The following is a 23,246-nucleotide window of genomic DNA, read 5'->3' on the forward strand; positions in this document are numbered from 1 at the left end:
ACGGCCTCCAGCGCCACACGGGCCTTGAAACCAGCGTCATGGTTCCTGCGTTTCTTCATATCCTGATCTCCTCGTTCTTGGAGACCAGCAGACGTCAGATCGTAGCTTCCGTCACTGCCCGATTTTCGGGGACTAGCTCATTCCGCCATGCGGTAGCCCATCTGGCACATCTCGGCGTCGACCACGAACTTTGCGATGGAGCAGTGCATCCCGGCCTCGTTCCAGCCGGCGGAGTGCCAGATGTAGTTGGCCCCGGCATGGAGGACCGCGTTCATCGTCATCGCGCTTTCGTAGCCCGCCTGCGCGTCGAAGGTCTTGGCCCCGCCCAGCAGGTTCGAGGTCCGCCACGGCACGTTGTAGTAGCGCGCCATCTGGCCGATCATGAAGTTCATCAGGCTGATCTCTGGCGTTCCAGCCATCGGCGCGCCGGACTTCATGCTGACGGTCGACAGGTAGTGCCCATAGATCGCCGGCGCGCCTTTGCGGATCACTTGAGTGTAGGCCAGCGCGCTCAGCGCCTCGGCGTTCAGCTGCGCGACCGCTGGGGCGACGGACGCGGGGGTGTTCGCCCCGCCCAGCACGAAGGGCGAGCAGAGGACCGGCTGGTTGCGCTTCACGAAGGCGCGCATGGCCGACAGCATCGTCTCGTCCCAGACCAGCGGAGAGTTACCGTTGCAGTTGCCAGTGGTGACAGGGGTTTCCTCCATCACGTCCTTGCCGAACAGGATCTCGCACATCGCCATGACGTCTTCGGCGTTCTTGCCGGACGTGGTCATGCCCATGAAGGTCTTGTCGGAATACTTCATCGACGAATAGGTGATGTGCAGGTGCCGGTGGCTGACCTTCATGTCCATCGGTTCCACGATGTGGTGCGCAGTGGAGTGCAGCGCGGGCGACATGTGGGATAGCTTGTGGAAGGTGTTCAGGTCAGCGATCGTCGGCCAGCGGCGCACGTCGTCAAGGTCGCGGATGAACGGCGCGCCGGTCATCGGCACAAAGATCGAATGCTTGCCGCCGAAGGGCAGGCTCTTCTCAGGGTTCCGGGCACGGTAGGTCCATTGGGAAGGGATGGTCGAGATCAATTCACGCACCAGACCGCGGTCCAGATAGACTCGGTCGCCCACCACCTTGGCCCCGGCACGTTTCCAGTCAGCCAGGGCTATCTCGTCGCGAAAGATCACGCCGACTTCTTCCAGGATCGACATCGAGGCATTGTCGATCTGTTCCACCCGAGACGGGTCCATGACCTCGCACTCGGGGATTCCGCGCTTGAGGGACGGAAGCATCTGGAAGTCCGGCGCCGACCGCAACGCGCGGCGGGCGCCCCGTCCACCAGCACGGCTGGCCTTGATGAGGACTTCGTTCATGGCTTTCCCTCCTGAAGCTGCCGATGCGCCTTCAGGCGCGGAATCGGGGTGGGTCACAGTAGCGGCTGCGAAGCGGACGGATGATTTTGCGACATCAAAGCCCGATCTCCACCTGGCCTTGCGGACGGGCGCAACAAGCCAGGATCATCCCTGAAGCAACCTCTTCGTCCGAGATGCCGCCGTTGTGGACCATAGCCACTTCACCAGACAGCTTTTGCACCTTGCAGGTTCCGCAGAGTCCGAAGTTGCAGCTGGACGGGATGTTCAGCCCCGCGCGTTTCGCCACGGCCAGCACCGTTTCCGTCCCATCCGTCGCGACCGTCTTGCCGGAGGCAGAGAAGGTGATCTCGGCTGCAGCAGGAGGAGCGACCAGATCGACAGGAATTTCTTCAGCTTGTGGGGTGGCGAAGCTTTCCTCGTGATACCGAGCCATGTCGTAGCCAAGGCTCTGCAACATCTCGCGCACGCCCTGCATGAAGGGGGCAGGACCACAGCAGAAGACCTCGCGCTCCAGATAATCTGGAGCCATCAGACCCAGCATGATCTGGTTGAGGCGGCCCTTGAAGCCGGGCCAGACGGTAAAGGGTTCGACCTCTTCGACCGTGAAGCGCAGCTGCAGGCCAGGAACACGGGCGGCGAAGCCTTCAAGGCGCTGGCGGAAGACGATGTCCGTGGGGCGGCGGGCGGCGTGGACGAAGGTGATGTCAGGCATCTCCCCTGAATCCCACGCCCAGGTGGTCATCGACATCATCGGGGTGATGCCAGAGCCGGCCGAGATGAACAGATACTTCGGCGCAGGATGGCGGTGAAAGCTGAAGGCGCCTGTCGGTCCGTAGGCCTTGATCCGCATTCCGGGTTTCAGGTGATCCAACATCCAGCGCGTGCCAAGGCTGCCGACCTGCGCCTTGACCGTGACCGAGATCGACAGCGGCCGCGACGGGCTGGAGGAGATGGTGTAGGTCCGCGCCAGCGGGCCGCCGGGCACCGGAAGTTCCAGCGTCAGGAATTGGCCGGGCTGATAATCAAACCAGGCCCCCGAGGGCGCGCGGAAGGCGAAGGTTGCACAGCCGTCGCTTTCCGGGATGACCATCGCGCATTCCAGAAGCTCGCCGTCCTTCCAGGGTTCCGCAGTCCAGTTCTGCCGGATCTGTCCCATTGCCCTACTCCGCCGCGATCCTGGCCGGACCGGCGGTTTCCCGGGCAAGAGCCGCCAGATACCAGTCGATGAACTGGATCACGCCGCTTTCCTGCTTAGCCGAATAGGGGCCGGGCTCATAGGCCGGAGAGTTGATGCCTGCCTGGTTTTCCTCGACCACGCGGCGGTCTTCGTCGTTGGTCGCAAGCCAGACCTCGGTCAGACGGTTCAGGTCGTAGTCGCGCCCTTCGACCGCGTCTTTGTGGACCAGCCAGGTGGTGACGACCTCGGTCTCGGTCGGACTGATCGGCAAGACGCGGAAGGTCAGGACATGGTCTGACAGGAAGTGATTCCATGTGTTCGGGTAATGGAAGAACAGGAGCGACCCGGCGTTGGCGAAAGGCATCCCCGGCAGCAGCGGGGCGGCAGCTTTTCCGTCCATCGTGTAGCTGACCGCATCGCCGACGAAGGGAATCCGCACCAGCCGCCAGTTCTCGTCCGGTGAGATGACATACCGCGACGGCAAGCCCGCGTCCTCACATCGGTTCACGTGGGCGGCTCCCACGGGCGACGACAGACTGTCATCCGACCCGACAAGGTCGGGATCGTCGTTGAACGTCCGGCACAGCGCAGGGTGGGCCCCAGCGCAGTGATAGCATTCCCGGTTATTTTCCAGCACCAGCTTCCAGTTGCCGTTTTCCACGATGCGCGACTGGTGCGCGATCTTCAGGTCTTCGGGCCGGTGCGGTGCGGTGTAGCGGTCGGCGGCCGTCCGCACCGGCGCAAAGTCTGGCGCAACGTCGGCAAGGCATATGAACACCATTCCGGCCGTCGTGGCGCAATGCAGCGGTTTCAACCCGTGATTCGAAGTATCAAAATCCGGCCCCATGTCGCGCGCCCACAGCAACCGGCCGTCGGTTTCATAGGTCCACTGGTGATAGGGACAAACCAGCTTCGCCGCCTGACCAGATGGCTTCGAGCAAAGCCGCTGCCCCCGGTGCCGACAGACGTTGTGGAACGCCCGCACTTCGCCATCCGCCCCACGCACTACGACGACAGGATAGGCGCCCAGCTGTAGGGTCACATAGGCCCCCGGCTTCGGCAGCTCTGCTGTCGAGGCGGCGAAAATCCAGTCGCGATACCAGATGCGATCAAGGTCTGCCTGATACAAACCATGATCCGTGTAGAACGGTTGAGCCAAGGAGTGGTTCTTCGGCTGAGCGGCCAAAAGGGCGGCAATCCGGGGCTGATCGGTCATCTGGAGGTCCTAGTGCGCAGGCGGTTCAAGCCTGCAGATTTGACAGGTTCGGGATTATGCTCAACGGCACAAATCCTCGACAATTGCATTACTTGAAGTTATGAAAGATCAACCCCGAGGTGCCGCATGCCCAGCCTTCGCCGCAGCGTTCCATCGATGAGCGCACTTGCAACATTTGAGGCGGCAGCCCGGCTGGGTAGCTTCACACTTGCCGCCGCCGAACTGGGGGTGACTCAGGCCGCCGTCAGCCGTCAGATCAAGCTTCTAGAGGACGATCTAAATCTGGCGCTCTTTGTTCGCGCACATCGCAGGGTTTCACTGACTCAAGCTGGCACCGCACTATCCGGATCGGTGGGGACAGCCTTCTCCAGTATGGCAGAAATGATCGATACGATCCGCCGACCACAACAGCAAAACACCGTAACCCTGGGCGCTACCCTCGCTTTCAGCCACTTCTGGATATTGCCGCGTCTATCAGAATTTCGTGCCGCACATCCGGAGATTACACTCAAGCTCCTTTCGGATGATGGGCCGACTGACCTTCGGCGCGACCGCCTTGATGCAGTTGTGCGCTTTGGACGACCGCCTTTTTTAGATGGGCACTGCATCGCCAGCCGCCCAGACACGGTGTTTCCGGTCTGCAGCTCGCAGCTGATCGCCCGACTGCACATCGACCCCGAACGCGCTGACCTTGCGGCGCTGCCTCTGATAGCGTCGGACATCGTGGCACCATCATGGTTGACTTGGGGCACCTGGGCGCAGGCCGTTGGGCTGGGCTCAAGCATCGGCAGAGCATCGGACCGCAGCTCCCTACGGTTCAACCACTACACCGATACGATAGAAGCGGCGCTGAACGGCGAAGGGGTGGCGCTCGGGTGGTCCATGCTGCTTGCAAATCATCTTCGCGAGGGGCGGCTGGTCCGACTTGGAAGTCACGCGTTGGAGACTGAGAACTCCTACTGCCTTGTGGTTGCCCGCGATACAGAAAGCCGCGTTGCGGCAACCGCCTTTACAAGTTGGCTGAAGAGCAGTCTTTCAGTGCCTCTATTCTGAGCTACTCCCAGAATCTTTGGACAGTTTTCCGGGTGATTTAAGCTACTGCTTGCACCTGATGATAGGTTTCAATTGGGTTGAAGTGGGCCACGGCGGGCAGTCGCCGCTATGGCGGCGTTGGGCTTCTGATGGTGCAGAAGGTGATCCCGCGCCCGATGCCGGTCCTTGCCTGCGACCCGGACGCCCAGGCGGGCAGATGGACACGTCATCCTTCAGGCACCGCCAGTCGCTCCATGAAGACGTTGTCGAGGCAGCGTCCCTAGCCATCCATCGAGATCCGGGTGCCGATGCGCTTAAACCGGTTGGTAGTTCCCCGGTCTTGGCATACAGTGACCGCACTGTGTCCTCATCGACCTCGCGGGCCTTCTTGCCGCCTCGCTCGGAGATGTTCCCAGCTCCGTCCAGCAACGCCTTCTTCCATTGATGGATCATCGTCGGATGGAACTTATGAGATGTTGCCAATCCCAACACCGTGCGCTCGCCCTACTTGGCCGCGATGTGAGGGTCCGTGCAATTTTGCTCTGTATCCCTCTGTCTGTGGTCCCGTCGTCCCAGTGGGACAGGTGGGACCAGCTGCAAGGCGAACGCGCCGATCGGCAAGAGATGCTCCGGCGTCTTCGAGCAAGCCGACCTGGAAGTCGTCTAGGCTCAACAACCATGTCCTCGATCGTTGAGGCTGCGTCGCCCCGCCAGCATGATACCGTCAGAGTCCTGCTGCCGAACGTTCGACGAACCGCTTTACGCGTTCCGGCTCCACTGGGTTCCACCACACCCCGCCGACTTTCAAGGATGATGCGACGATGACGCCATTGGTGCGCGACAGGATGGTCGCGATGTTGTCTTCCGTGACACCCGATCCCACCAGAACCGGAAGATGCGTCGCAGCTGCGATTTCTGCGATCTCTTCGGGGCTTGCCGCGTGGCCCGTGCGCTGGCCGGTTGCGATCACGCAATCGGCGTCGAAGAACGCAAGGTCACGGGTCAACTCCGTGACAGATCGGTCCGCCACGATGGCGTGGCTGCCATGCTTCACGTGGGCATCGGCAAAGATGCGCACGTTTTCGGCCCGGAGCAGCGAGCGATACCGCAGCGCCTCGCCGGCCCGGCCTTCCATGAACCCTTCGTTGGCGACATAGGCGTTGGCCCATTGGTTGACCCGGACAAAGTCGGCCCCGCCCGCAACCGCCGTGGCAATTGCCGGCAGCGGAGCGTTTGCGAGCACGTTGATGCCGACAGGGGCGCCCGTGGCACGCCGCACCCGGTCGGTGACGACCGACAGGAAGGCCGGCGTCTCGGGCCCGATATCCTCGGGTTTGGAAAACGGAATGTCGCCGTGGTTCTCCACGATCAGCCCATGCATTCCGCCTGCGATCAACGCCTCGGCATCGCGGAGGCAGGCGTCATAAAGGCCGTCCATCGTCGCGCCCCGATAGCGGGGGGAGCCCGGAAAGGGCGGGCAATGGATCATTCCGATCAAGACTTTGTCTCGCCCGAAGATTTCGCCTATCGCGCCTGAGCTGCGGTTGGATATGGTTTGCATCGGAAGACCCTTAAATGGAAAGTGGCGACGACATGCGCGCCTTCGTGATTGGCAACGTGGCGTTGGATGAGGCCGTTACGGTCGCGGACCTGCCCGCTTTCGGCGCATCTATCCACGGCCACGCCGGACAGATCGATCTGGGCGGAAAGGGCGCAAACCAGGCGATCATGCTGGGCCGGTCCGGACTGCCCTGCCGGTTCTGTGCCGCCGTTGGAGAAGACAGCAGGGCCGATGACATCCGGACGCGGCTGGCCACGGAACCACTTGAGACGGACCTTGTCCGCATCGCAGGGGTCGCCAGTGATTTCTCGATCATCCTGCGGACCCCGTCGGGTGACAATGCGATCATCACTACCAATGCGGCAGCGTCAGGGCTGACTCCCGAAGCCGCTTGCGCGACGCTTGCCGGAGCAAAGCCCGGGGATCTGCTGGTTTTGCAGGGCAATCTAACAGCAGAAACCACAGCAGCCGCGCTTCGGCAAGCCCGGCGGACGGGGATGCAGACGGCACTCAATCCGTCTCCGCTGCGCCCATTCTTCGGTGATCTCTGGCCGCTGGTGGACATCGCCTTTCTGAACGAAAGCGAGGCTGCCGCGCTGGGTGGCACTGCCGCGCTATTGGCTGCGGGCGTGCCGCAAGTCGTGCTGACGCTGGGATCGAAAGGTGCGCGCCTTGTTACGATGACGGGGGACGCCTTCGTCCCGGCGCAGCTCTGTGAGGTCGTGGACACGACAGGGGCAGGCGATTGCTTCATGGCGAACGCGCTGGCCTCGGCGGCCCTTCGGCGTGTGGCGCTGGATCCGCGCGCCCTGCGCCATGCGGCGGCGGCGGCGGCGATCACCGTGTCGCGTCCCGGCACAGGAGCCGCGTTCCCGACCAAGGTCGAACTGGCGGAAATTCTGCAGCAGCCATAAGGACGCCCCTTAGTCCCGGTCATGCGCAAGCCAACCCAAAAGGTTCTTCCATAGACGGCCATAGCCGTCCCAACTGCAGAACGCGGGTGACAGCCAGTGTGGCCCGATGTCCGATGTCCAGGCTGCCGTGCGGCCCTTGCCAAACCCACCGAGAACCAGCAGCGGATGGCCACCCTGAGCGTCCGGAATGCGCGCCAGAACCTGGGCGTCCTGCCGAACCTCGACCTCGTTGACGCCAAGGACGAAGGGCCAGGCACCGTCCAGCCCCGCCATGACCGGATGGTCGGGTTGCATCACCTCGGCAACCGCTCCTTCGGGCATCTCGACCCGGTCGTCCCACGGGTGGCAGGTGACCGGCAACACATCTTCGACCGGGGTCTTGCGCCAGCGCGCCTTGCCGTCGATGCCCTGAAAGCTGAAGTATCCGCCCACCATCAGAAGCCCGCCGCCGCGTTCCACCCACGCCTTTATGAGCCGCAGCCTGTTCGGCACGGTCTGCGACCGCAGCCAAACGGCGGGCGGCAGCAGAAACGAGTTGGCGCCGATGTCTGACAGAATGATCACGTCGTAGGCGTACAGCCCCTCCATCTCGAAAGGAAACTTCTCTACCGCGTCATGCGCCGTCATGTAGGTCAGCTCGAAGTCAGAGCCTTTCAGGGCATCCACCAGCGGCTCGGCCCCCAGATGGAACGTGACGCTGCCGAATTGATCGAAACCCTTGTAATGGGTGGCCGACGAGACCCAGCTTTCGCCGACCAGAAGCACCTTGGTTGTCATAGAGCCCTCATCAGATGGACGCGTCAAAAACGCGCCGTGGATTGGTTGTCATCAGCACGTCACGCGAGGGTGCGTCCATCCCGTGGCGCGCAAGCCGCGGCAGGAAGTGCCGTTGCACAAAGGCGTAGCCGTTCCCCCCATAGCGCGTAAGCATCATCTTGATGAACACGTCCTGCGACAGAAGAACCCGGTCCAGATGCCCGGCATCGGCAAGCCGGAGGATGGCCCGCGCAACCTCGTCGTCGCTGGGACATTGCACCTGCTGGTCGGCGTAGAAGTAATCCATGCCGATCATGTCGAACTCGACGAAAGCACCGCGTTCGGCGATGGTGCGCTGGTAGTCCCAGTCGTCGTGCGAGGGGTTCATGTGGCAAAGGACCGTGTGAGAAAGATCGCCACCCTCCGCCTCCACGATGTCCAGCACGCGGTGACCAAGGCGGAACCATCCCGGCAGATGCACCATCAGGGGCAGTCCGGTCCGCACTTGCGCACGGGCCGCTCCGCGCAGGGATTTCTCTTCGTCGGGGGTGAAATCGGACGACACACCGATCTCGCCGATCAGCCCGATCTTTGCATCGGTGCCGTCGGTGCCATGCAGCGCCTCGGTCACGATCTGGTCGGCGATATCGTCCACCGACAACTGCGCCACCTCGTCGGGCATCGAGGACGCGAGGTAGTATCCCGCCCCCATCACGATGTTCAGACCGCTTTCTGCTGCGATCCGCCGGAGCTTGGCTGGATCGCGCCCGATCCCGCGGCAGGTCGGGTCAACCACCGTGCGACCGCCGGCCTTCGCAAAGGCTCCGACCTCCTCGATGCACAGGTCCAGCTCGTCCAGCGCGATGTTGTGCTTGTTGACGAAGGGATCCTGCCGCAGTTCCGACAGGATCTCGATCCGCACCGGGCCTTCGGCCAGATGCTGCCGGGAAGGGTCCTGCGGCGGGTTCCACCAGCAGGAACAGTCGTTCTGCAGATGCTCGTGCATCAAGGTCACGCCCAGATCGGCGCTCATGATCGGGCCATTCACGGTCATCACCAGACCCGACCCGATGTGGGCCACCGACCGCTCGTCCGTCATTTCGATTTCCTTCCAAGCCGTAAGCCACCGCTGAAGAGCTTCGTGTTCATCCAGATCGCCAGCAGGATGATCGTCCCCGTGACGATCTGCGTAAAGAAAGGAGAGATATGGACCAGGATCAGCCCGTTGCCGATGACGGCGATGGTCATGGTGCCGAGGACTGTGCCCAGCATGCTGGCTTTGCCCCCCATCAGCGAGGTGCCGCCAAGGACCACGGCGGCGATCACCTGCAGCTCGAATCCGACCGCCGCGTTGGACGAGCCAGAGCCCAACCGTGCTGCGATCAGCAGACCCGCCATCGCACAGGCCACGCCCGACACCACATAGACCGACGCCACCGTCCAGCGTGCAGGCATCCCCACACGTCGCGCCGCTTCCATGTTCGATCCGACGGCGACGACCTGCCGCCCGTAGCGCGTTCGCAGCATCACGACGAACCCAAGGACCGCCACCAGGATCGAGATCAGCGCCGGCACCGGAAAGCCCGCAAGCGTTCCGCGCCCCAGCCAGAAGAAGTCGGGCACGTCCTTGATCGGGATCGAATAGCCCTCGGTCAGATACAGCGCATAGCCGCGCAGGATCGATAGCCCGGCAAGCGTCACGATAAAGGCGGGAATGCCCTGATAGGCGATGAACCAGCCTTGCACAGCCCCGATCACCCCGCCCAGCACCAACATCAGCATAACCACGGTGATCCAGTCCAGTCCCGCCGCCAGTGCTATGGCAGCTACGGCGTTCACAAGGGCCACCGTTGAGCCGACCGAAAGGTCGATCCCCGCCGTTGTGATCACCAGCGTCATCGCCACCGCCACGATAAGGACCGGCGCCGCCTGGCGCACGATGTTCAACAGGTTACCCGCTGTCAGGAACGTGGGCGTGAGCAGACTGAACAGCAGCATACAGGCCAGAAAGAACACTGCAATCGACAAGACCTGAGCGTTCTCGGCCACGAAATCCGCCACCGGTGAGCCCTTTGCGCGTTCGGAATAAGCAGACATCAGTGCGACCCCTTCCCGACGATCAGATCGACTAGTTCCTGCAGGTTGGTCTCGCCGATCATCCGTTCGGCAACTTTTGTGCCTTCATACATCACGGCAATCCGGTCGCAGACGCGGAAGAGGTCTTGCAGACGGTGGGTGATTAGGACCACGCCCACTCCCTTGGCCTTGACCCGGTTGATCAGAGCCAGCACCGCCTCGACCTCGGCCACGGCCAGCGCCGAGGTCGGCTCGTCCATGATCAACACCTTGGGCTGAAAACTCGCCGCACGGGCGATGGCGATGGCCTGACGCTGCCCACCTGACAGCTTTTCCACCTTGGCCGTCAGGCGCGGTATGCGGATTTCCAGCGCATCCAGCATCTGCCGACCCTCGGTCAGCATCCGCTTCTGGTCGAGGAACGGGCCGCGGGTCAGTTCGCGCCCGAGAAAAAGGTTGCCCACGACGTCGACATGGTCACAGAGGCTGAGGTCTTGGAACACCATCTCGATATGCCGGGCGCGCGCGTCGGAGGGGCCGGTGAACCGGACAGGCTCGCCTTCGACGCTTATCGTCCCTGCATCAGGGATGTAGGTGCCCGAAATCACCTTCGACAGGGTTGATTTTCCCGCGGCATTGTCGCCGATCAGGCCCAGACACTCGCCCGGCAGGACGTCCAGATCGACGCCCCGCAGCGCCTGATGCGACCCGAAGGTCAGCGAGATCCCCCGCAACGACACCAGCGGCACGATTTGCGGAAGGGGGTGACCCCCTTCCGCATCGGACGCTTCGGGATGAAGCGCCAGCTCGGTCATTCGAACATGGACCGGAAGTCGTCGACGTTCGCCTTGGTGACGATCGTGATGGGGACCGAGATATTGCGCTCGACCGTGCCGCCTTCGCTGAGCGTCTTCAGCGCATCAACCGCAGCGGCACCCATGCCCGCGGGGTCTTGCTGGATGACAGCCTCGACATAGCCCGCATCAATGCCCGCAACGGCCGAGGCGGTCAGGTCCCAGCCAAACACTTTGACGTCAGCCTGCCGGCCCTGGCTTTCCACTGCCGCCACTGCCCCCAGAAGCGCGGGTTCGCCGGTGGCATAGATCGCCGTCATGTCAGGGTTTGCCGTCATCAGGTTTTCGGCAGCCGCCAGCGCGGTATCCTGCACGTTCTGGCCGTCAACGGTGCCGGCAATGGTGATCCCATCAACGCCCGTCAGAACGCCGGTGAAGCCGTCCATCCGCAGGTTCTGGATGAATGAGTTCAGCGCTCCCACGATCCCCAGCTTGGCCCCGCCCGCTCCCTTGGCATATTCTACGAAATAGGCACCCAGGTCCGCGCCGGCCTTGCCGTTGTCGACGCCGATCACCGCCGATTGCTTGCCGTCCTCGGGCAGGATCGCGTCGATGGCTACGACGGGGATACCCGCCGCCGCCGCCTGATCGACCGCTGGCATGATCCCGTTCACGTCAATTGCGACGATGGCGATGCCGTCCACACCTTCCTGGATATAGGTCTCGATGGCGCTGTTCTGCGCAGCCGGATCATTGTTGGCGTTGAAGATCACCAGTTCGACCCCAGCCGCATCGGCCGCCTTCTGTGCGCCTTCGTTCATTTGGTTGAAGAACAGCGCCTGCTGGTTGATCTGCACCAGGGCGAACTTCTTCTTGTCCTGAGCCACACCCGGCACCGCCGCCAACATGACGGCCGTGCCAAGGAGCACCCCAAGTCCCCGACGCGAAAGGGTAGTCATTCTTGTAGCGTTCATTTTCGTGTTCCTATGTTGGACGTTGCAATTCATGACCTCATCACCGGCGCAACGGAGTTCCGCGTGATCAGGGTGACAGGCATGATCTCCTCTGGCGGGAGCTTGGTCGGGTCGGTCCAGTCGGTATCCAGAAGCAAGGAAATGGCCCGAATGCCTAGGTCCCGGACCGGCTGGCGCACCGCTGTCACAGCCGGTGCGAAAAGGTGCAGCGGGCCGACATCGTCGAACCCGACAAGAGACATATCCCGGGGCACTTGAATGCCTGCGGCGTTCAGCACCTCCAGGACTCCGGTGGTGATTTCGTCCGAAGTCGCAAAGACAGCACTGACGTCCAGCCCTGCCGCCAGCATGCGCTTCGCCGCCGACCGTCCGAACTCTATCGAATACTCGCCTTCGTAGCGCTCGATCCGGGCATCGGTCCCCCAGATTTCCGCCATGGCGCGCCGGAAGCCGTTGAAGCGCCGCGCGCCGCTGAGCATGGCGTCGACGCCGCCGATAAACAGCACCTGGCGGTGTCCAGCCTCGGCGAGGTGCCGCCCTGCCAGATAGCCGCCCTGTTCATTGTCGCAGAACAGTTTTGGCACCGCAGTTCCCGCCACGTCTTCGTCAAGGACAACCACCTGGCTGCTGGCGTTGATCGCCGAGGCAAGAGAGCCGTCATCCGGGTGGTTGGTAACGAAGATCAAGCCGTCCACCTGATTGCGGCGCACCGCTTGAAGGTAGGACAGTTCTCGCTCTCTCCGGTTCAGGGTCGCATGCAGGGTCAAGCCCAGACCGCGCCGGTCCGCCTCGGCCTCGACTGCCGCGACAAGGGTGCCGAAGAACGGGGTCGCGATGTCGGGAATGACCAGTCCAATCGTATCCGACCTGCCGCGGCTAAGTCTGCGCGCATGAGGGTTGGGCTGGTAGTTCAACTGAAGGATTGCGGCTTCGACCGCTGTCCGCGTGCGTTCGGGCAGATCAAGCGTTCCGTTCAGGAATCGCGAGACGGTTGTCACCGACACCCCCGCCGCCTGCGCTACATCCCTAAGGCTTGCCACTGACATGGGTCGATCCTGCCAAGTGAATCGGTTTACTAAACCGCTTTACAAGATCAGCATGTAGCGATGCCACGAGTCAACTGTGTTGGTGCGACGGCTGCCGGGAAAGCGAAAGCCGGACGTCCGGACGCGCGAAACTGCTCAGGAAATGACATCTGCGACGCTTGAGATCGACATCGGGGATAAGCATGAAACGGTTCTGGTGCCGTGCTTGTGACCCGGCGCCGGGCTCTTCACGGAAGTGGAGGTGGCCGGTGACGGTGGATGTATTGGAATAACGCAGCGGGACAGAGTGCATGGTTGGGGCTCTCGATTGCGAACGCTCCATTATAGCGGCCACATCCGCGAAACGCGCACCGAGTCTGAGAGTGCTGCGATTTCCCCACATCACGCTATTGGGCGGTTTTCGCCCCCCGTGCAGGACCAATCCAGCGGGTGTAGAAATTCTACTTCCCGTCGGAGTTTTCATCCAACCACGTTGCGAGCTGCTCCAAGATCGCCGGGTCGTTTATCCGGTGCCCCTGGTTCATCGCCCTGCCCAAGCTCGGGTTGAGTGGTTTCTGCCCGATCTCCCTCATAACTGCACCTGTCCGGATTTTCCGTCGTGCTATAACATCCTTGATGCGCTCAATCGCATCTGGAGTCAGGTAGCCTTTCACGTGAATAGCTGACGTGCCTGAAACGGGTGGAAGTCTCTTGGCGGCTGATCCGATCCTGACCCTTTGGACGACCGTTGGTGGGCTAGGGCCGACCACCGAGGTGCACCCGATCTCCGCTTTGAACGCAGCCCTCTGTGCTGGCGTCGTCTTGTCCCAAGCTGACCTTAGTGCGTCCAGTGGTGAGCGCTTCTTGCGCACCCCAGCAGCCACGAAAGCCTCGGAAGGGTTCCTGTATTTTCCAGCCTTGTAGTCGGCGAATACCGTCGGGTGCTCTTTGCGAAGGCGATCGAGGTAATATTTGTTGGAACGGATCTGGACCGACTTGGTCATTGGCGTCATCCTGAAGGCTGCGTAGAAATTCTACCTGAAGCGTAGGCTCTCGTTGTCCTGAAGAGTCGGCTGGGGTTCGGGCCGTCTCTAGATGTCCAGCGGCGGCAGCTCCCTGACGATCTTCATCGTCTCCAGGCTTACGGTGATCACCCGGCGTAGGAGGTCGAAAGGGTAGCGTGGGTCGCCGACGGTTTCGTTTGCGTAGTCGTTTGCGTCGTTCACGATGCCGCTGTCCTTGTCCTCCTTCACCGCCTGGCGCTCCATCACCCAGTCGATCGCGGGCTTGCCGTTCACGACGTAGTCGTAGGCGTCCAGCGGCACGTCGATTAGGGTGATGTTCGGGTTGTAGTGGATGACCGAGCGGTCCTTGCCCTTGCCGAAGGCCATCTTCTCCACCCTGAAGAATTTCTCCGGGTCGTCGATGGAAGCAAGGGACAGATCGCCCTGCTTCAGGGTCACCGGGTAGGGCTCAACGGTCTCGTAGCCGACGTGGAGATCACCCAGGGCGCGGCCGGCCCGGACGAAGGCCCAGAAGTCGGCGGCCTGCTTAACGCAGGGGATGCGGGGCAGCTCCTTGGTCAGGTTGTCGGCGAAGCGGCGGCGGTAGTCCTCGGAGTGCAGGAGGCCGTAGGTGTAGTAGAAGATGTCGTCCTTGGTGATCGTCTCGCCCGGATAGGCCGCCTGGAAGTGGGCGAGGCCCGCGTCGGTGATACCGTGGCGGGTGCGGTAGGTGGGCTTGTCGTCGTCGACCACCGAGAAGAGGTCCTCGCCTGCGTCGGTATCGACGCGGTCATAGACGGACAACGGGAAGCACTGGTAGCCACCCATCGCTGGTGCGAGATTAAGATCGGGTATCGAATCCAGCAAGAGCGCTGAGAACCCTTTGTCTCCCCCACGACCGGGAATGCAGATCACCCGATTCTGCCAGGACTGGTCTGGGAACATAAGCGGAATCTGCCCGATGACATTGTTCAGTCGACGGCCGAAGTAGAGCCATTGCCTGTATAGCGGTCGGTAGGTTGCAGTGACGATCTGACCTTCGTCAAAGTCGATTCGTCGTTGCCGCTCGAAGTCATTCCGAAGTGATCTCGACCAAGAGATTTCGCGCGGAGATTCACGAGTGAATGCGCTGGATGTCGCCTGCCGAACTGATGGCGATGCCAGCAGATCAACAGCTGATCCATGTTAAGGGCCTGGGCTTCATCGTCGCGCGCAAGATCGGTCAGCAGCAAGTTGCGCCCTACTGTCACCTAGTGGCGGAGAACCCAATCGAGGGCGGGCGGCTAACGCCTGATCCCATTCTCGCACTGACCACTCCAAAAGGGAGGACAGCATGAGATACGCAGCCCTATTCCTTTGGCTTGCCGTGCCAGTGGGTGTTTGGTTTGCCTATGAAGCGTGGGGAACGCCGCATGCGATCTGGGAGTACGAGTTTCGCGACAACGGTGATCCCTACAATCCCGTTGCGCCCCGTTGGTACACCTCCTGCACTTTCGTCGGTTGGACGGGAGTGGTCATGGTACCTGCCGTGGCGGGACAATGTCCTTGGGTCCGCTTCTTCAAGATGACGGGCAATCAGTGAATGTTTGTAAGGTACTGCGCTGTGACCGGTTCACGTATCCGGTTCTTCAAATTGAGGGACGCGCTCAACTCCAAGACGGCCATGAACTTCAGGCCGCTAAGGATCAGTGCGGGGTCAACTTTTCCGCCCGCTATCAGCTCATCGCAATGGTCACGTTCCTGCATGCTGAACCGGTAAGGCTCAACAGCATGCCAGAACTGCACATAGTCCAAGGGCCGTAACCAGTCTTCTAGGTCCTGAATGTCCTGAAAAATCATCATCTTCCGATCGTGCCAGATCGGGGCCTCCGAAAGCAAATCTGCAAGCAAGGACACCACGATGACCGATAGCGAAGGCATCGCAAGCGAGCTCAGCCGGACCTTCGAGGCAGCCACGATGCAATATCTATCCCGCGCTGGAGGAAATGCAGACGACTGGGCGGCGGCGAGAGAGATTGAGCGGCGCTCAACCGAAAAGATACAGTCGCTGCAAGACGCGTATGAACGCGATCACTCAGAACGGTTGGCAACAGTGATGCAAGAGCTCGCCAAGAAAGCCGCTCAGCATCACCTCGAACATCCTGCCCCACGAGGGGTTGCTGCAAAGCCTGCAGCGCAGACGGTCGCCGATGCAAGGCGCATAGTTCAGCGGATGCATGCGGCTGATGTTGCCTCGGTACGCACCACTGCACGGCAAGAGATGGATGACCTCCTCCAACAGGCTCTCAATCGCAACCGGACGCCAAGCGTCTTGCGAGACGCCTTCAGGAGAGCATCGGGGGGCGAAAGGCAACGCATCCAATCCCTTTAAGCGAGAGAAATCGATCTCTCACTTGATGACCACCACCTAGCTGGAGTGAAGAAAGAATGAGTGAACATCAAGTCCAAGCAACGCAAAAGCCCGACGCGAACGCGCGTAACAGCTACATTGCCAAGACGCTCACTAAATCCCAATGGGATATCGCTGCAGATGTGGCGAGTATTATCAATCGTCAAATCCAAAAGACCGGCTCGTTCCGCGAAGCGCTGACTGATTATGCTCACGCATTCTCGCGATCTGAAAAGTTCGATGCGGCAAAGGGCGAAGTCATTATCCGGGACGTCTTTTCTGCACAGTATGGTCAAACGATGAATGCCCTGCGAGAAACCCTACTGAATAACGAAAAGAACCTCTCCGAAAGTGCCCGTGAGAGTGCAATGCAATCCGCAAGGCAAACCTTGGATTCGATTGCCCAGGGTGAAACGGAGCCGTTCTTCAAGTCCTATGACCGTGAAAGCAACAAACTCGCACAAGCGCTGAATATCACCGAAAGTGGCGCGAAGAAAATAATGGTGGAAAGCTACAGAGCGATTGAAGGTCGGGAGCTCTACGAGATCGGCAAGGCCCTCGAAGAGCAACACCACAAACCGAAGGCGGAAGAAGCAAGAGTTGAGCGGAAGAACGCACGCTCTCAGAGCATGGTCCGATCGGATTGATGCATCGTCAGCAGAACATCGGTGGACTGTGTATCACGCTGAAACCCGCAGAATGCTTGGTGTTTTTGGCAATCTGTGGTAAGATTTAAGGAGGTGGAGACACCTCGCTCCGAAGGGAGGGGCGCATGGATGACGGGTTAAAGATTTCGGCAGGTCAAGAGGACCTGCGAGTGACGTTCGAAGCTGCTGCCAGACGCATCATCAAGGTGGATGTTGAGCGGTATCAGTCTTACCTCGATGACACGGGCATGACTGATCAGCAGAGGAAAGATTTCCTGCAAGCGATGTGGTTGGTTATGATGAGCTTCGTTGAGATGGGTTTTGAAGTTCACCCTATCCAACACGTCTGTGGAAAAGCCTCATCGATTGGCAATGGGTCTTCCACCAGAGAGCTTGATAAAGTAAGCTTCACGGAATCCCATAAAGATGAAAGAGATCAGGAGCCGCGCCCATAATTGCGGACTGGAGATACAATGAAGGATGAGTACAATAGGAATTCAATGACGACGGTGGCAGTAATTTACTGCCGTGTATCTTCGACTAAGCAGCGTATCGAAGGTAGCGGTCTTGAAAGTCAGGAACAACGCTGCCGTGCTTATGCCATCGAAAAAGGGTACACGGTTGAAGCGGTGTTCCCTGATGATGTGAGCGGCGGCGGTGACTTCATGCAACGTCCTGGCATGGTCGCGCTGCTCAGCTATCTCGATGCACAGAGGGGCAAGCCTTACGTCGTCATATTCGACGATCTGAAACGCTTCGCGCGTGACACAGAGTTTCACCTGAAGCTGCGCCGCGAGTTCGTGAAGTGCGGCGCTACCATTGAGTGTCTGAACTTCCGCATCGAGGATACACCCGAAGGCAAGTTCATTGAGACGGTGATCGCTGCTCAAGGAGAACTTGAGCGCGAACAGAACCGGCGTCAGGTTGTCCAGAAGATGAAGGCGCGTGTTGAGAGCGGGTTTTGGGTTTTCCGCGCACCTGTTGGTTATCGCTACGTGTCTGCACCAAGTGGGGGCGGCAAGGTTCTTGTTCCCGATGTGGTTCTCGGCCCGATCGTGCAGGCCGCACTTGAAGGGTATGCGACGGGGCATTTTGCATCGCAGGCTGAAGTGCAGCGCTTCCTCGAACGGAATCCGCACTTCCCGAAGGATAAGAAGGACGGGACGCTGCGTCCGATGACAGTTACTCGGCTGCTAAAGAAGCCGGTCTATGCAGGATACGTTGAAGCCGACGGATGGGGTGTCAGCGTTCGGAAGGGTCACCACGAAGGCCTGATCAGCTTTGAGACGCACCAACAGATTCAAGACCGCCTCGAAGGCCGTAAGCGTCGTCCTGCGGCCCGCGCCGATTTCAATGAAGACTTTCCTCTCCGTGGGTTTGTCGCATGCGATTGCTGCGGCAACGCTATGACGGCTGCCTGGTCGAAAGGAAAGTACCGGCACTACGCTTACTACAGGTGTGAGACACGCGGCTGCGAGGCAAAGAGCAAGTCGGTGCCGCGCGCAAAGATGGAAGCTGGCCTGGCGGAAATTCTGCAAGGCCTGCAACCGGCCAAAGGACTCTTCGAGTTGGCGAAAGCGATGCTGCGCGATGCTTGGAGCATGCGCCTCTCGTTCGCGCATCAAGAGAAGGAAGCACTTCAGAAGCAGCTACATGACGTTGCGGGTCAGATCGAAGGCCTTCTCGACAGGATCGTTGAAGCGAGCAACTCCTCGGTCGTGCATGCCTATGAAGCAAGGATCGACAAGCTCGAACGCCAAAAGATCGTTCTTCAAGAGCGTCTCGACAAAACCATCCCTCCGAAGGGACGCCTAGAGGATTGTATTGAACTCGCGCTTGGGTTCTTAGCAAACCCTTGGAATCTATACCAAAATGGAGATCATGCGATGCGCCAAACAGTGCTCAGATTGGCTTTCGCAGAGCCTCTGAGGTACAGCCAAAATGGAGTGTATGGAACTCGAGAATTCTCGTTCCCCTTCAAGTTCTTAGGGGGATTTTCGGGTCTGAAGAGTGAAATGGTGCTGCAAGAGAGGATTGAACTCTCGACCTCTCCCTTACCAAGGGAGTGCTCTACCACTGAGCTACTGCAGCGCCGTTGATGGGCGGGTGATTAGACGCAATCGAAACGGCGCGCAAGGGGGTAAGGGCGGGAATTCCGACCGTCTCTGGACCCATCCGCGCCCTTGGGGTAGAAGCCATCCCCATGCGCAGCCCCTCGGACCCGCCCGTTAACGAAAAGGCCCGGAAACCTGAACGCGCCTTGTCCCGGGAAGACCGGCTGAAGGCGGCGCTCAAGGCCAACATGGCGCGGCGGAAGGCACAGGCAAGGGCTCGGACCGCCGAAGACGCGGCCGGGAAAACCGAGAACGAGGAGTAGGGCGGATGGATTCGATTCTGGTGCGCGGCAACGGGGCCTTGTCGGGGGCGATCCCGATCGCGGGGGCGAAGAACGCCTGCCTCACGCTCATGCCCGCGACGCTTCTCAGCGACGAGCCGCTGACGCTGACCAACGCTCCCCGCCTCTCCGACATCCGCACGATGACGCAGCTGCTGCAGTCACTCGGGGCGGAGGTCGCCAGCCTGCAGGACGGGCTGGTGCTGGCGCTGTCCAGCCACTCGATCACCAATTTCAAGGCCGACTACGACATCGTCCGCAAGATGCGCGCCTCGATCCTGGTTCTGGGCCCGATGCTGGCCCGCTATGGCCATGCCGTCGTGTCGCTGCCGGGCGGCTGTGCCATAGGTGCGCGGCCGGTGGACCTGCACCTCAAGGCGCTGGAGGCGATGGGCGCGGACCTCGACCTGCGCGACGGCTACGTCCACGCCAAGGCCCCTGGGGGCCGGCTGAAGGGTGCCGTAGTCGAATTCCCCTTCGTCTCGGTCGGGGCCACGGAAAACGCGCTGATGGCCGCCACGCTGGCCCGGGGCACCACCGAACTGCGCAACGCCGCGCGCGAGCCCGAGATCGTCGATCTGGCCCGCTGCCTTAAGAAGATGGGCGCGAAGATCGAAGGCGAGGGCACCTCGACCATCACCATTGAAGGCACCGACAGGCTGGGCGGGGCCACGCATCAGGTCGTCACCGACCGGATTGAACTGGGCACCTACATGCTGGTTCCCGCAATCTGCGGCGGCGAGGTGGAATGTATCGGCGGCACGCTGGACCTGGTCGCAAGTTTTGCCGAAAAGCTGGATGCTGCAGGGGTCTCGGTCACGCAGACCAATCGGGGCCTGAAGGTTGCCCGCAAGAATGGTCGGGTGAGGGCCGTGGATGTGATGACCGAACCCTTCCCCGGCTTCCCCACCGACCTGCAGGCGCAGATGATGGCGCTTCTGTGCACCGCCGAGGGGACATCCGTCCTGGAGGAGAAGATCTTCGAGAACCGCTTCATGCATGCGCCCGAACTGATCCGAATGGGCGCGAAGATCGACGTCCACGGCGGGACGGCCACCGTGACCGGCGTCGAAAGGCTGAAGGGCGCACCGGTCATGGCAACCGACCTTCGCGCCAGCGTATCGCTGATCCTTGCCGGTCTTGCGGCGGAAGGTGAAACCGTCGTCTCGCGCGTCTATCATCTGGATCGCGGCTATGAGCGGGTGGAAGAAAAGCTTCGCGCCTGCGGGGCCCATATCGAACGGATCAGCGCATGACCGACGCCCGGTTTCAGGACGGCGGCGAAGAGCCGTTGCGGCTGGTGGCCCAGGATGCGGATGACTTGAACGTCATCTCGACGCTGGTGCAGGACGCCGTCCTGCCGGTGACTGAACTGAAATACGACGCCAAACGGCGCCGCTTCGCGATTCTCCTTAACCGTTTTCGGTGGGAAGACCGGGTCGAGGCCGAGCGGGTGGGCCGCGCCTATGAAAGGGTCCGCTCGGTCATGGTGGTCGGGGATGTGCGAAAAGTGCAATCCTCTGGCTTTGATCGCGCCAACAAGGACCTTGTTTTGTCGCTTTTATCCATGTCATTCGAACCGGGCGAGGATGGCACTGGCCGCCTGACGCTGGTGCTGGCCGGCGACGGGGCCATCGCGCTTGACGTCGAGGCGCTGGAGGTCCGGCTGGACGACGTGACCAGGCCCTACCGGGCGCCCTCGGGCAAGGTTCCGCGACACGAGTGACTCGGGGCCAAATTCCTTCGAAGGAATTTGCAGAAGTCTTCGAAGGCATTTGACCCGCGCCTCCAGCCTTGAGCCCGGCCTCGGCCCGCGCTATCTGCTCCCCGACCAGCCGGAGGCCCCGATGCCCGTCTTCCTCAACACCGCAGACCCGGACTTCGACGCCGCCTTCCAGGCCCTCCTTGGCCAGAAGCGCGAGGAAGCCGAAGACGTCGATCTGGCCGTCGCGCAGATCATCGCCGATGTCCGCGCCCGGGGCGATGCTGCGGTCATCGACCTGACCGCCCGCTTCGACCGGCTGACGCTGACGCCGCGGACGCTTGCCTTCACTCCGGCCGAGATCGCCGCCGAAATTGCCAAGGTCGGCCGCGAAGACCGCGCCGCGCTGGAGTTGGCCGCCACCCGCATCCGCGCCTACCACGAACGACAGAAGCCGCAGGACGAAAGCTGGACCGACGCCATCGGCGCGACGCTCGGCTGGCGCTGGACGCCGGTGTCGGCGGCCGGGCTTTATGTGCCGGGCGGGCTGGCGTCCTATCCGTCCAGCGTGTTGATGAACGCCATCCCCGCCAAGGTCGCGGGCGTCGAGCGGCTGGTCATCGTCTGCCCGACGCCCGGCGGCGTGGTGAACCCGCTTGTCCTTCTTGCCGCCCGGATTGCGGGCGTGGACCAGGTCTACCGGATCGGTGGGGCGCAGGCGATTGCGGCGCTGGCCTATGGCACCCAGACCATCGACCCGGTCGACAAGATCACGGGCCCCGGCAACGCCTTCGTTGCCGCCGCCAAGCGCCGGGTCTTTGGCCGCGTCGGCATCGACATGATCGCCGGGCCGTCCGAGATCCTTGTCATTGCCGATGCCGACAACGACCCGGACTGGATCGCCCTCGACCTGCTTTCTCAGGCCGAACACGACGAAAGTGCCCAGTCGATCCTGATCACGACCAGCGCCGCCTTCGGCCAGGCCGTTGCGGCAGCCGTGGCCGAACGCCTGAAAACGCTGGACCGCCGCGGCATCGCCGGGATCTCCTGGGCGCAGAACGGTGCGGTGATCGTCGCCCGTGACCTCTCTGAAGCCGCTGATCTCTCGAACCGCATCGCCCCCGAACACCTGGAGCTTTGCGTTGCCGACCCTGACGGTTTGGCCCGGGACATCACCCACGCCGGCGCGATCTTCCTGGGCCAATACACGCCCGAGGCCATCGGCGACTATATCGGCGGCCCGAACCATGTGCTGCCCACGGCGCGGTCGGCCCGATTCTCTTCGGGTCTCTCGGTTCTCGACTTCATGAAGCGCACGACGCTGGCGAAGATGACCCCCGAGGCGCTGAAGGCCATCGGCCCGGCCGCCGAACGGCTGGCGCAGTCGGAAAGCCTGCAAGCGCACGGGTTAAGCGTCCGCGCGCGGCTTGACCGGCTGAATGGGTGATCTGCGTATCGGTGCGCATTGGCGTACCCCACGGCTTGCCGGGCCGTGGGTCTGTGGGGCAGGGTGGGGCGAACGGTAGGAGGCCGCATGCCCACGCTCTACTATTCCCGCAATCCGAATCCCCGGCTGGCGGTTGCCGTGGCGCGCTACCTCAATGCGCCCGTGACGCTGAAATGGGCCGCCCCTTTCGCGCCCGACCAGGCCGAGCGCTTCCTGAAGCTGAATCCGACCCAGCGCATCCCGATCCTGGTCGAGGCGGACGGCAACCCTCTTTGGGAAGCCGACGCCATCGCCTGCCATCTGTCGCAAATGGTCGGGTCGGACTTCTGGCGGCAGGGCAGCGCGCAGCCCGACATGATCCGCTGGTTAAGCTGGGGAAAGGAGAATTTCGTTCGGGCCTGCGACATGGTCCAGTTCGAGCTGGGGACCAAGCGGCGTTACGGGATCGGCCCCTGCGACGCAGCCGCTGTTGCAGTCGGCACGGCGCTCTTTCATGTCTCTGCAGCGATCCTGGACCGGCATCTGGAAACCCGTGACTGGCTGACCGGAGCCACGCCCAGCCACGCCGACTTCCGCATGGCAAGCTTTCTGCCCTTCAACCTCGTCATGCGCCTGCCGCTTCACGACTACCCCGCCGTCGCCGCCTGGTATGCCCGCCTTGAAGCCATCCCCGCCTGGTCGGACCCGTTTGCCGGCCTCGACGCGCCGGAACTGCCCCCGATCCCCGCTTGACCCAGGCCGCATCGCCATTGCATCACGGGCGGAACGTC

The 23,246-nt window shown here is 61.7% G+C and carries 25 protein-coding genes, 1 tRNA gene and 2 pseudogenes; 13 read left to right on the plus strand and 15 right to left on the minus strand.

From position 1 onward, the window contains the following. Positions 1-140: 140 nt before the first annotated feature. From Q8M85_RS21000 to Q8M85_RS21010, 3 genes and pseudogenes are all read right to left on the minus strand, one after another. Positions 141-1,367, minus strand: a pseudogene (locus tag Q8M85_RS21000) (trimethylamine methyltransferase family protein); the annotation flags it as partial. Positions 1,368-1,461: 94 nt separating this feature from the next. Beyond that, on the minus strand, positions 1,462-2,523 hold the full coding sequence (locus Q8M85_RS21005) for a hybrid-cluster NAD(P)-dependent oxidoreductase (protein ID WP_305548362.1): 1,062 nt from the start codon (positions 2,521-2,523) through the stop codon (positions 1,462-1,464). Positions 2,524-2,527: 4 nt separating this feature from the next. Further along, positions 2,528-3,760 carry an aromatic ring-hydroxylating dioxygenase subunit alpha gene (locus Q8M85_RS21010; protein WP_305548364.1) on the minus strand — a complete coding sequence of 411 codons (1,233 nt, stop codon included), beginning with the start codon at positions 3,758-3,760 and terminating at the stop codon, positions 2,528-2,530. A 126-nt stretch (positions 3,761-3,886) separates the two neighbouring features. Here Q8M85_RS21010 and Q8M85_RS21015 point away from each other — a divergent pair, with 126 nt between their 5' ends. Next, positions 3,887-4,813 carry a LysR substrate-binding domain-containing protein gene (locus tag Q8M85_RS21015; protein ID WP_305548366.1) on the plus strand — a complete coding sequence of 309 codons (927 nt, stop codon included), beginning with the start codon at positions 3,887-3,889 and terminating at the stop codon, positions 4,811-4,813. Between the two features lie 703 nt (positions 4,814-5,516). Here Q8M85_RS21015 and Q8M85_RS21020 read toward each other — a convergent pair. Further along, a complete protein-coding gene (locus Q8M85_RS21020; protein WP_305548368.1) occupies positions 5,517-6,290 on the minus strand; it encodes a BtpA/SgcQ family protein in 774 nt (257 codons plus the stop codon). 77 nt (positions 6,291-6,367) lie between these two features. Here Q8M85_RS21020 and Q8M85_RS21025 point away from each other — a divergent pair, with 77 nt between their 5' ends. Continuing rightward, on the plus strand, positions 6,368-7,267 hold the full coding sequence (locus tag Q8M85_RS21025; protein WP_305548370.1) for a PfkB family carbohydrate kinase: 900 nt from the start codon (positions 6,368-6,370) through the stop codon (positions 7,265-7,267). A 9-nt stretch (positions 7,268-7,276) separates the two neighbouring features. Here the strand turns inward: Q8M85_RS21025 and Q8M85_RS21030 are convergent, their stop codons facing one another. The 8 genes from Q8M85_RS21030 to Q8M85_RS21065 form a co-directional block, all read right to left on the minus strand. Then, positions 7,277-8,044, minus strand: a complete 768-nt coding sequence (locus Q8M85_RS21030; protein WP_305548372.1) for a glutamine amidotransferase — start codon at positions 8,042-8,044, stop codon at positions 7,277-7,279. Positions 8,045-8,054: 10 nt separating this feature from the next. Further along, positions 8,055-9,122, minus strand: coding sequence for a phosphotriesterase (locus tag Q8M85_RS21035; RefSeq protein ID WP_305548374.1), 1,068 nt, complete (start codon positions 9,120-9,122; stop codon positions 8,055-8,057). Continuing rightward, on the minus strand, positions 9,119-10,120 hold the full coding sequence (locus Q8M85_RS21040; RefSeq protein WP_305548376.1) for an ABC transporter permease: 1,002 nt from the start codon (positions 10,118-10,120) through the stop codon (positions 9,119-9,121). The genes Q8M85_RS21035 and Q8M85_RS21040 overlap by 4 nt, the downstream gene beginning before the upstream one ends. Further along, positions 10,120-10,914: an ATP-binding cassette domain-containing protein gene (locus tag Q8M85_RS21045; RefSeq protein WP_305548378.1), complete on the minus strand. Its 795-nt coding sequence runs from the start codon at positions 10,912-10,914 to the stop codon at positions 10,120-10,122. Before Q8M85_RS21045 ends, Q8M85_RS21040 begins: the two co-directional genes overlap by 1 nt. Then, positions 10,911-11,867, minus strand: a complete 957-nt coding sequence (locus Q8M85_RS21050; RefSeq protein WP_305548380.1) for a substrate-binding domain-containing protein — start codon at positions 11,865-11,867, stop codon at positions 10,911-10,913. The genes Q8M85_RS21045 and Q8M85_RS21050 overlap by 4 nt, the downstream gene beginning before the upstream one ends. Before the next feature lie 29 nt (positions 11,868-11,896). Beyond that, positions 11,897-12,913, minus strand: coding sequence for a LacI family DNA-binding transcriptional regulator (locus tag Q8M85_RS21055; protein WP_305548382.1), 1,017 nt, complete (start codon positions 12,911-12,913; stop codon positions 11,897-11,899). Positions 12,914-13,353: 440 nt separating this feature from the next. Further along, a complete protein-coding gene (locus Q8M85_RS21060) occupies positions 13,354-13,896 on the minus strand; it encodes a hypothetical protein (protein ID WP_305548383.1) in 543 nt (180 codons plus the stop codon). An 87-nt stretch (positions 13,897-13,983) separates the two neighbouring features. Beyond that, complete coding sequence (locus tag Q8M85_RS21065; protein WP_371135342.1) at positions 13,984-15,063, minus strand: type ISP restriction/modification enzyme; 1,080 nt, start codon at positions 15,061-15,063, stop codon at positions 13,984-13,986. On the opposite strand from Q8M85_RS21065, the gene Q8M85_RS21070 reads away from it, so the two are divergent. Next, a complete protein-coding gene (locus Q8M85_RS21070; protein ID WP_305548384.1) occupies positions 15,021-15,233 on the plus strand; it encodes a hypothetical protein in 213 nt (70 codons plus the stop codon). The two genes, Q8M85_RS21065 and Q8M85_RS21070, sit on opposite strands and share 43 nt — an antisense overlap. Beyond that, positions 15,230-15,478, plus strand: a complete 249-nt coding sequence (locus tag Q8M85_RS21075; protein WP_305548386.1) for a hypothetical protein — start codon at positions 15,230-15,232, stop codon at positions 15,476-15,478. The genes Q8M85_RS21070 and Q8M85_RS21075 overlap by 4 nt, the downstream gene beginning before the upstream one ends. Here Q8M85_RS21075 and Q8M85_RS21080 read toward each other — a convergent pair. Further along, positions 15,472-15,738 (minus strand): hypothetical protein, encoded by a 267-nt coding sequence (locus Q8M85_RS21080; RefSeq protein WP_305548389.1) that lies wholly within the window; start codon positions 15,736-15,738, stop codon positions 15,472-15,474. The two genes, Q8M85_RS21075 and Q8M85_RS21080, sit on opposite strands and share 7 nt — an antisense overlap. 58 nt (positions 15,739-15,796) lie before the next feature. Between Q8M85_RS21080 and Q8M85_RS21085 the strand changes: the two genes are divergently transcribed. The 4 genes and pseudogenes from Q8M85_RS21085 to Q8M85_RS21100 form a co-directional block, all read left to right on the plus strand. Further along, the gene (locus tag Q8M85_RS21085; RefSeq protein WP_305548391.1) at positions 15,797-16,267 is read left to right on the plus strand and encodes a hypothetical protein; all 471 of its coding nucleotides are present in this window, start codon (positions 15,797-15,799) and stop codon (positions 16,265-16,267) included. 56 nt (positions 16,268-16,323) lie between these two features. After that, positions 16,324-16,932 carry a hypothetical protein gene (locus tag Q8M85_RS21090; RefSeq protein ID WP_305548393.1) on the plus strand — a complete coding sequence of 203 codons (609 nt, stop codon included), beginning with the start codon at positions 16,324-16,326 and terminating at the stop codon, positions 16,930-16,932. A gap of 125 nt (positions 16,933-17,057) precedes the next feature. Next, a complete protein-coding gene (locus Q8M85_RS21095; protein WP_305548395.1) occupies positions 17,058-17,387 on the plus strand; it encodes a hypothetical protein in 330 nt (109 codons plus the stop codon). A gap of 45 nt (positions 17,388-17,432) precedes the next feature. Further along, positions 17,433-18,389: pseudogene (locus Q8M85_RS21100) on the plus strand (recombinase family protein); the annotation flags it as partial. Between the two features lie 192 nt (positions 18,390-18,581). Here Q8M85_RS21100 and Q8M85_RS21105 read toward each other — a convergent pair. Next, on the minus strand, positions 18,582-18,707 hold the full coding sequence (locus tag Q8M85_RS21105; RefSeq protein ID WP_305548397.1) for a hypothetical protein: 126 nt from the start codon (positions 18,705-18,707) through the stop codon (positions 18,582-18,584). 241 nt (positions 18,708-18,948) lie between these two features. Then, a tRNA-Thr gene (locus Q8M85_RS21110) sits at positions 18,949-19,023 on the minus strand. A gap of 112 nt (positions 19,024-19,135) precedes the next feature. Between Q8M85_RS21110 and Q8M85_RS21115 the strand changes: the two genes are divergently transcribed. The 5 genes from Q8M85_RS21115 (at position 19,136) to Q8M85_RS21135 (ending at position 23,208) form a co-directional block, all read left to right on the plus strand. After that, a complete protein-coding gene (locus Q8M85_RS21115) occupies positions 19,136-19,309 on the plus strand; it encodes a hypothetical protein (protein WP_305548399.1) in 174 nt (57 codons plus the stop codon). A gap of 5 nt (positions 19,310-19,314) precedes the next feature. After that, positions 19,315-20,583, plus strand: a complete 1,269-nt coding sequence (gene murA, locus Q8M85_RS21120; RefSeq protein WP_305548401.1) for a UDP-N-acetylglucosamine 1-carboxyvinyltransferase — start codon at positions 19,315-19,317, stop codon at positions 20,581-20,583. Then, positions 20,580-21,053 carry a DUF2948 family protein gene (locus Q8M85_RS21125; protein WP_305548403.1) on the plus strand — a complete coding sequence of 158 codons (474 nt, stop codon included), beginning with the start codon at positions 20,580-20,582 and terminating at the stop codon, positions 21,051-21,053. The genes murA and Q8M85_RS21125 overlap by 4 nt, the downstream gene beginning before the upstream one ends. 121 nt (positions 21,054-21,174) lie before the next feature. Further along, on the plus strand, positions 21,175-22,476 hold the full coding sequence (hisD, locus tag Q8M85_RS21130; RefSeq protein WP_305548405.1) for a histidinol dehydrogenase: 1,302 nt from the start codon (positions 21,175-21,177) through the stop codon (positions 22,474-22,476). An 87-nt stretch (positions 22,477-22,563) separates the two neighbouring features. After that, positions 22,564-23,208, plus strand: a complete 645-nt coding sequence (locus Q8M85_RS21135) for a glutathione S-transferase family protein (RefSeq protein WP_305548407.1) — start codon at positions 22,564-22,566, stop codon at positions 23,206-23,208. The last annotated feature ends 38 nt before the right edge of the window (positions 23,209-23,246 follow it).

This window comes from Tabrizicola sp. (assembly GCF_030694085.1).
GTDB lineage: Bacteria > Pseudomonadota > Alphaproteobacteria > Rhodobacterales > Rhodobacteraceae > Tabrizicola.

Coding starts and splice junctions, on each gene's coding strand:
- Q8M85_RS21005 (WP_305548362.1), bottom strand. CDS start 2,523: ATGGGACAGATCCGGCAGAACTGGACTGCGGAACCCTGGAAGGACGGC.
- Q8M85_RS21010 (WP_305548364.1), bottom strand. CDS start 3,760: ATGACCGATCAGCCCCGGATTGCCGCCCTTTTGGCCGCTCAGCCGAAG.
- Q8M85_RS21015 (WP_305548366.1), top strand. CDS start 3,887: ATGCCCAGCCTTCGCCGCAGCGTTCCATCGATGAGCGCACTTGCAACA.
- Q8M85_RS21025 (WP_305548370.1), top strand. CDS start 6,368: ATGGAAAGTGGCGACGACATGCGCGCCTTCGTGATTGGCAACGTGGCG.
- Q8M85_RS21030 (WP_305548372.1), bottom strand. CDS start 8,044: ATGACAACCAAGGTGCTTCTGGTCGGCGAAAGCTGGGTCTCGTCGGCC.
- Q8M85_RS21035 (WP_305548374.1), bottom strand. CDS start 9,122: ATGACGGACGAGCGGTCGGTGGCCCACATCGGGTCGGGTCTGGTGATG.
- Q8M85_RS21040 (WP_305548376.1), bottom strand. CDS start 10,120: ATGTCTGCTTATTCCGAACGCGCAAAGGGCTCACCGGTGGCGGATTTC.
- Q8M85_RS21045 (WP_305548378.1), bottom strand. CDS start 10,914: ATGACCGAGCTGGCGCTTCATCCCGAAGCGTCCGATGCGGAAGGGGGT.
- Q8M85_RS21050 (WP_305548380.1), bottom strand. CDS start 11,867: ATGAACGCTACAAGAATGACTACCCTTTCGCGTCGGGGACTTGGGGTG.
- Q8M85_RS21055 (WP_305548382.1), bottom strand. CDS start 12,913: ATGTCAGTGGCAAGCCTTAGGGATGTAGCGCAGGCGGCGGGGGTGTCG.
- Q8M85_RS21060 (WP_305548383.1), bottom strand. CDS start 13,896: ATGACCAAGTCGGTCCAGATCCGTTCCAACAAATATTACCTCGATCGC.
- Q8M85_RS21070 (WP_305548384.1), top strand. CDS start 15,021: ATGCGCTGGATGTCGCCTGCCGAACTGATGGCGATGCCAGCAGATCAA.
- Q8M85_RS21075 (WP_305548386.1), top strand. CDS start 15,230: ATGAGATACGCAGCCCTATTCCTTTGGCTTGCCGTGCCAGTGGGTGTT.
- Q8M85_RS21080 (WP_305548389.1), bottom strand. CDS start 15,738: ATGATGATTTTTCAGGACATTCAGGACCTAGAAGACTGGTTACGGCCC.
- Q8M85_RS21085 (WP_305548391.1), top strand. CDS start 15,797: ATGACCGATAGCGAAGGCATCGCAAGCGAGCTCAGCCGGACCTTCGAG.
- Q8M85_RS21090 (WP_305548393.1), top strand. CDS start 16,324: ATGAGTGAACATCAAGTCCAAGCAACGCAAAAGCCCGACGCGAACGCG.
- Q8M85_RS21095 (WP_305548395.1), top strand. CDS start 17,058: ATGGATGACGGGTTAAAGATTTCGGCAGGTCAAGAGGACCTGCGAGTG.
- Q8M85_RS21115 (WP_305548399.1), top strand. CDS start 19,136: ATGCGCAGCCCCTCGGACCCGCCCGTTAACGAAAAGGCCCGGAAACCT.
- murA (WP_305548401.1), top strand. CDS start 19,315: ATGGATTCGATTCTGGTGCGCGGCAACGGGGCCTTGTCGGGGGCGATC.
- Q8M85_RS21125 (WP_305548403.1), top strand. CDS start 20,580: ATGACCGACGCCCGGTTTCAGGACGGCGGCGAAGAGCCGTTGCGGCTG.
- hisD (WP_305548405.1), top strand. CDS start 21,175: ATGCCCGTCTTCCTCAACACCGCAGACCCGGACTTCGACGCCGCCTTC.
- Q8M85_RS21135 (WP_305548407.1), top strand. CDS start 22,564: ATGCCCACGCTCTACTATTCCCGCAATCCGAATCCCCGGCTGGCGGTT.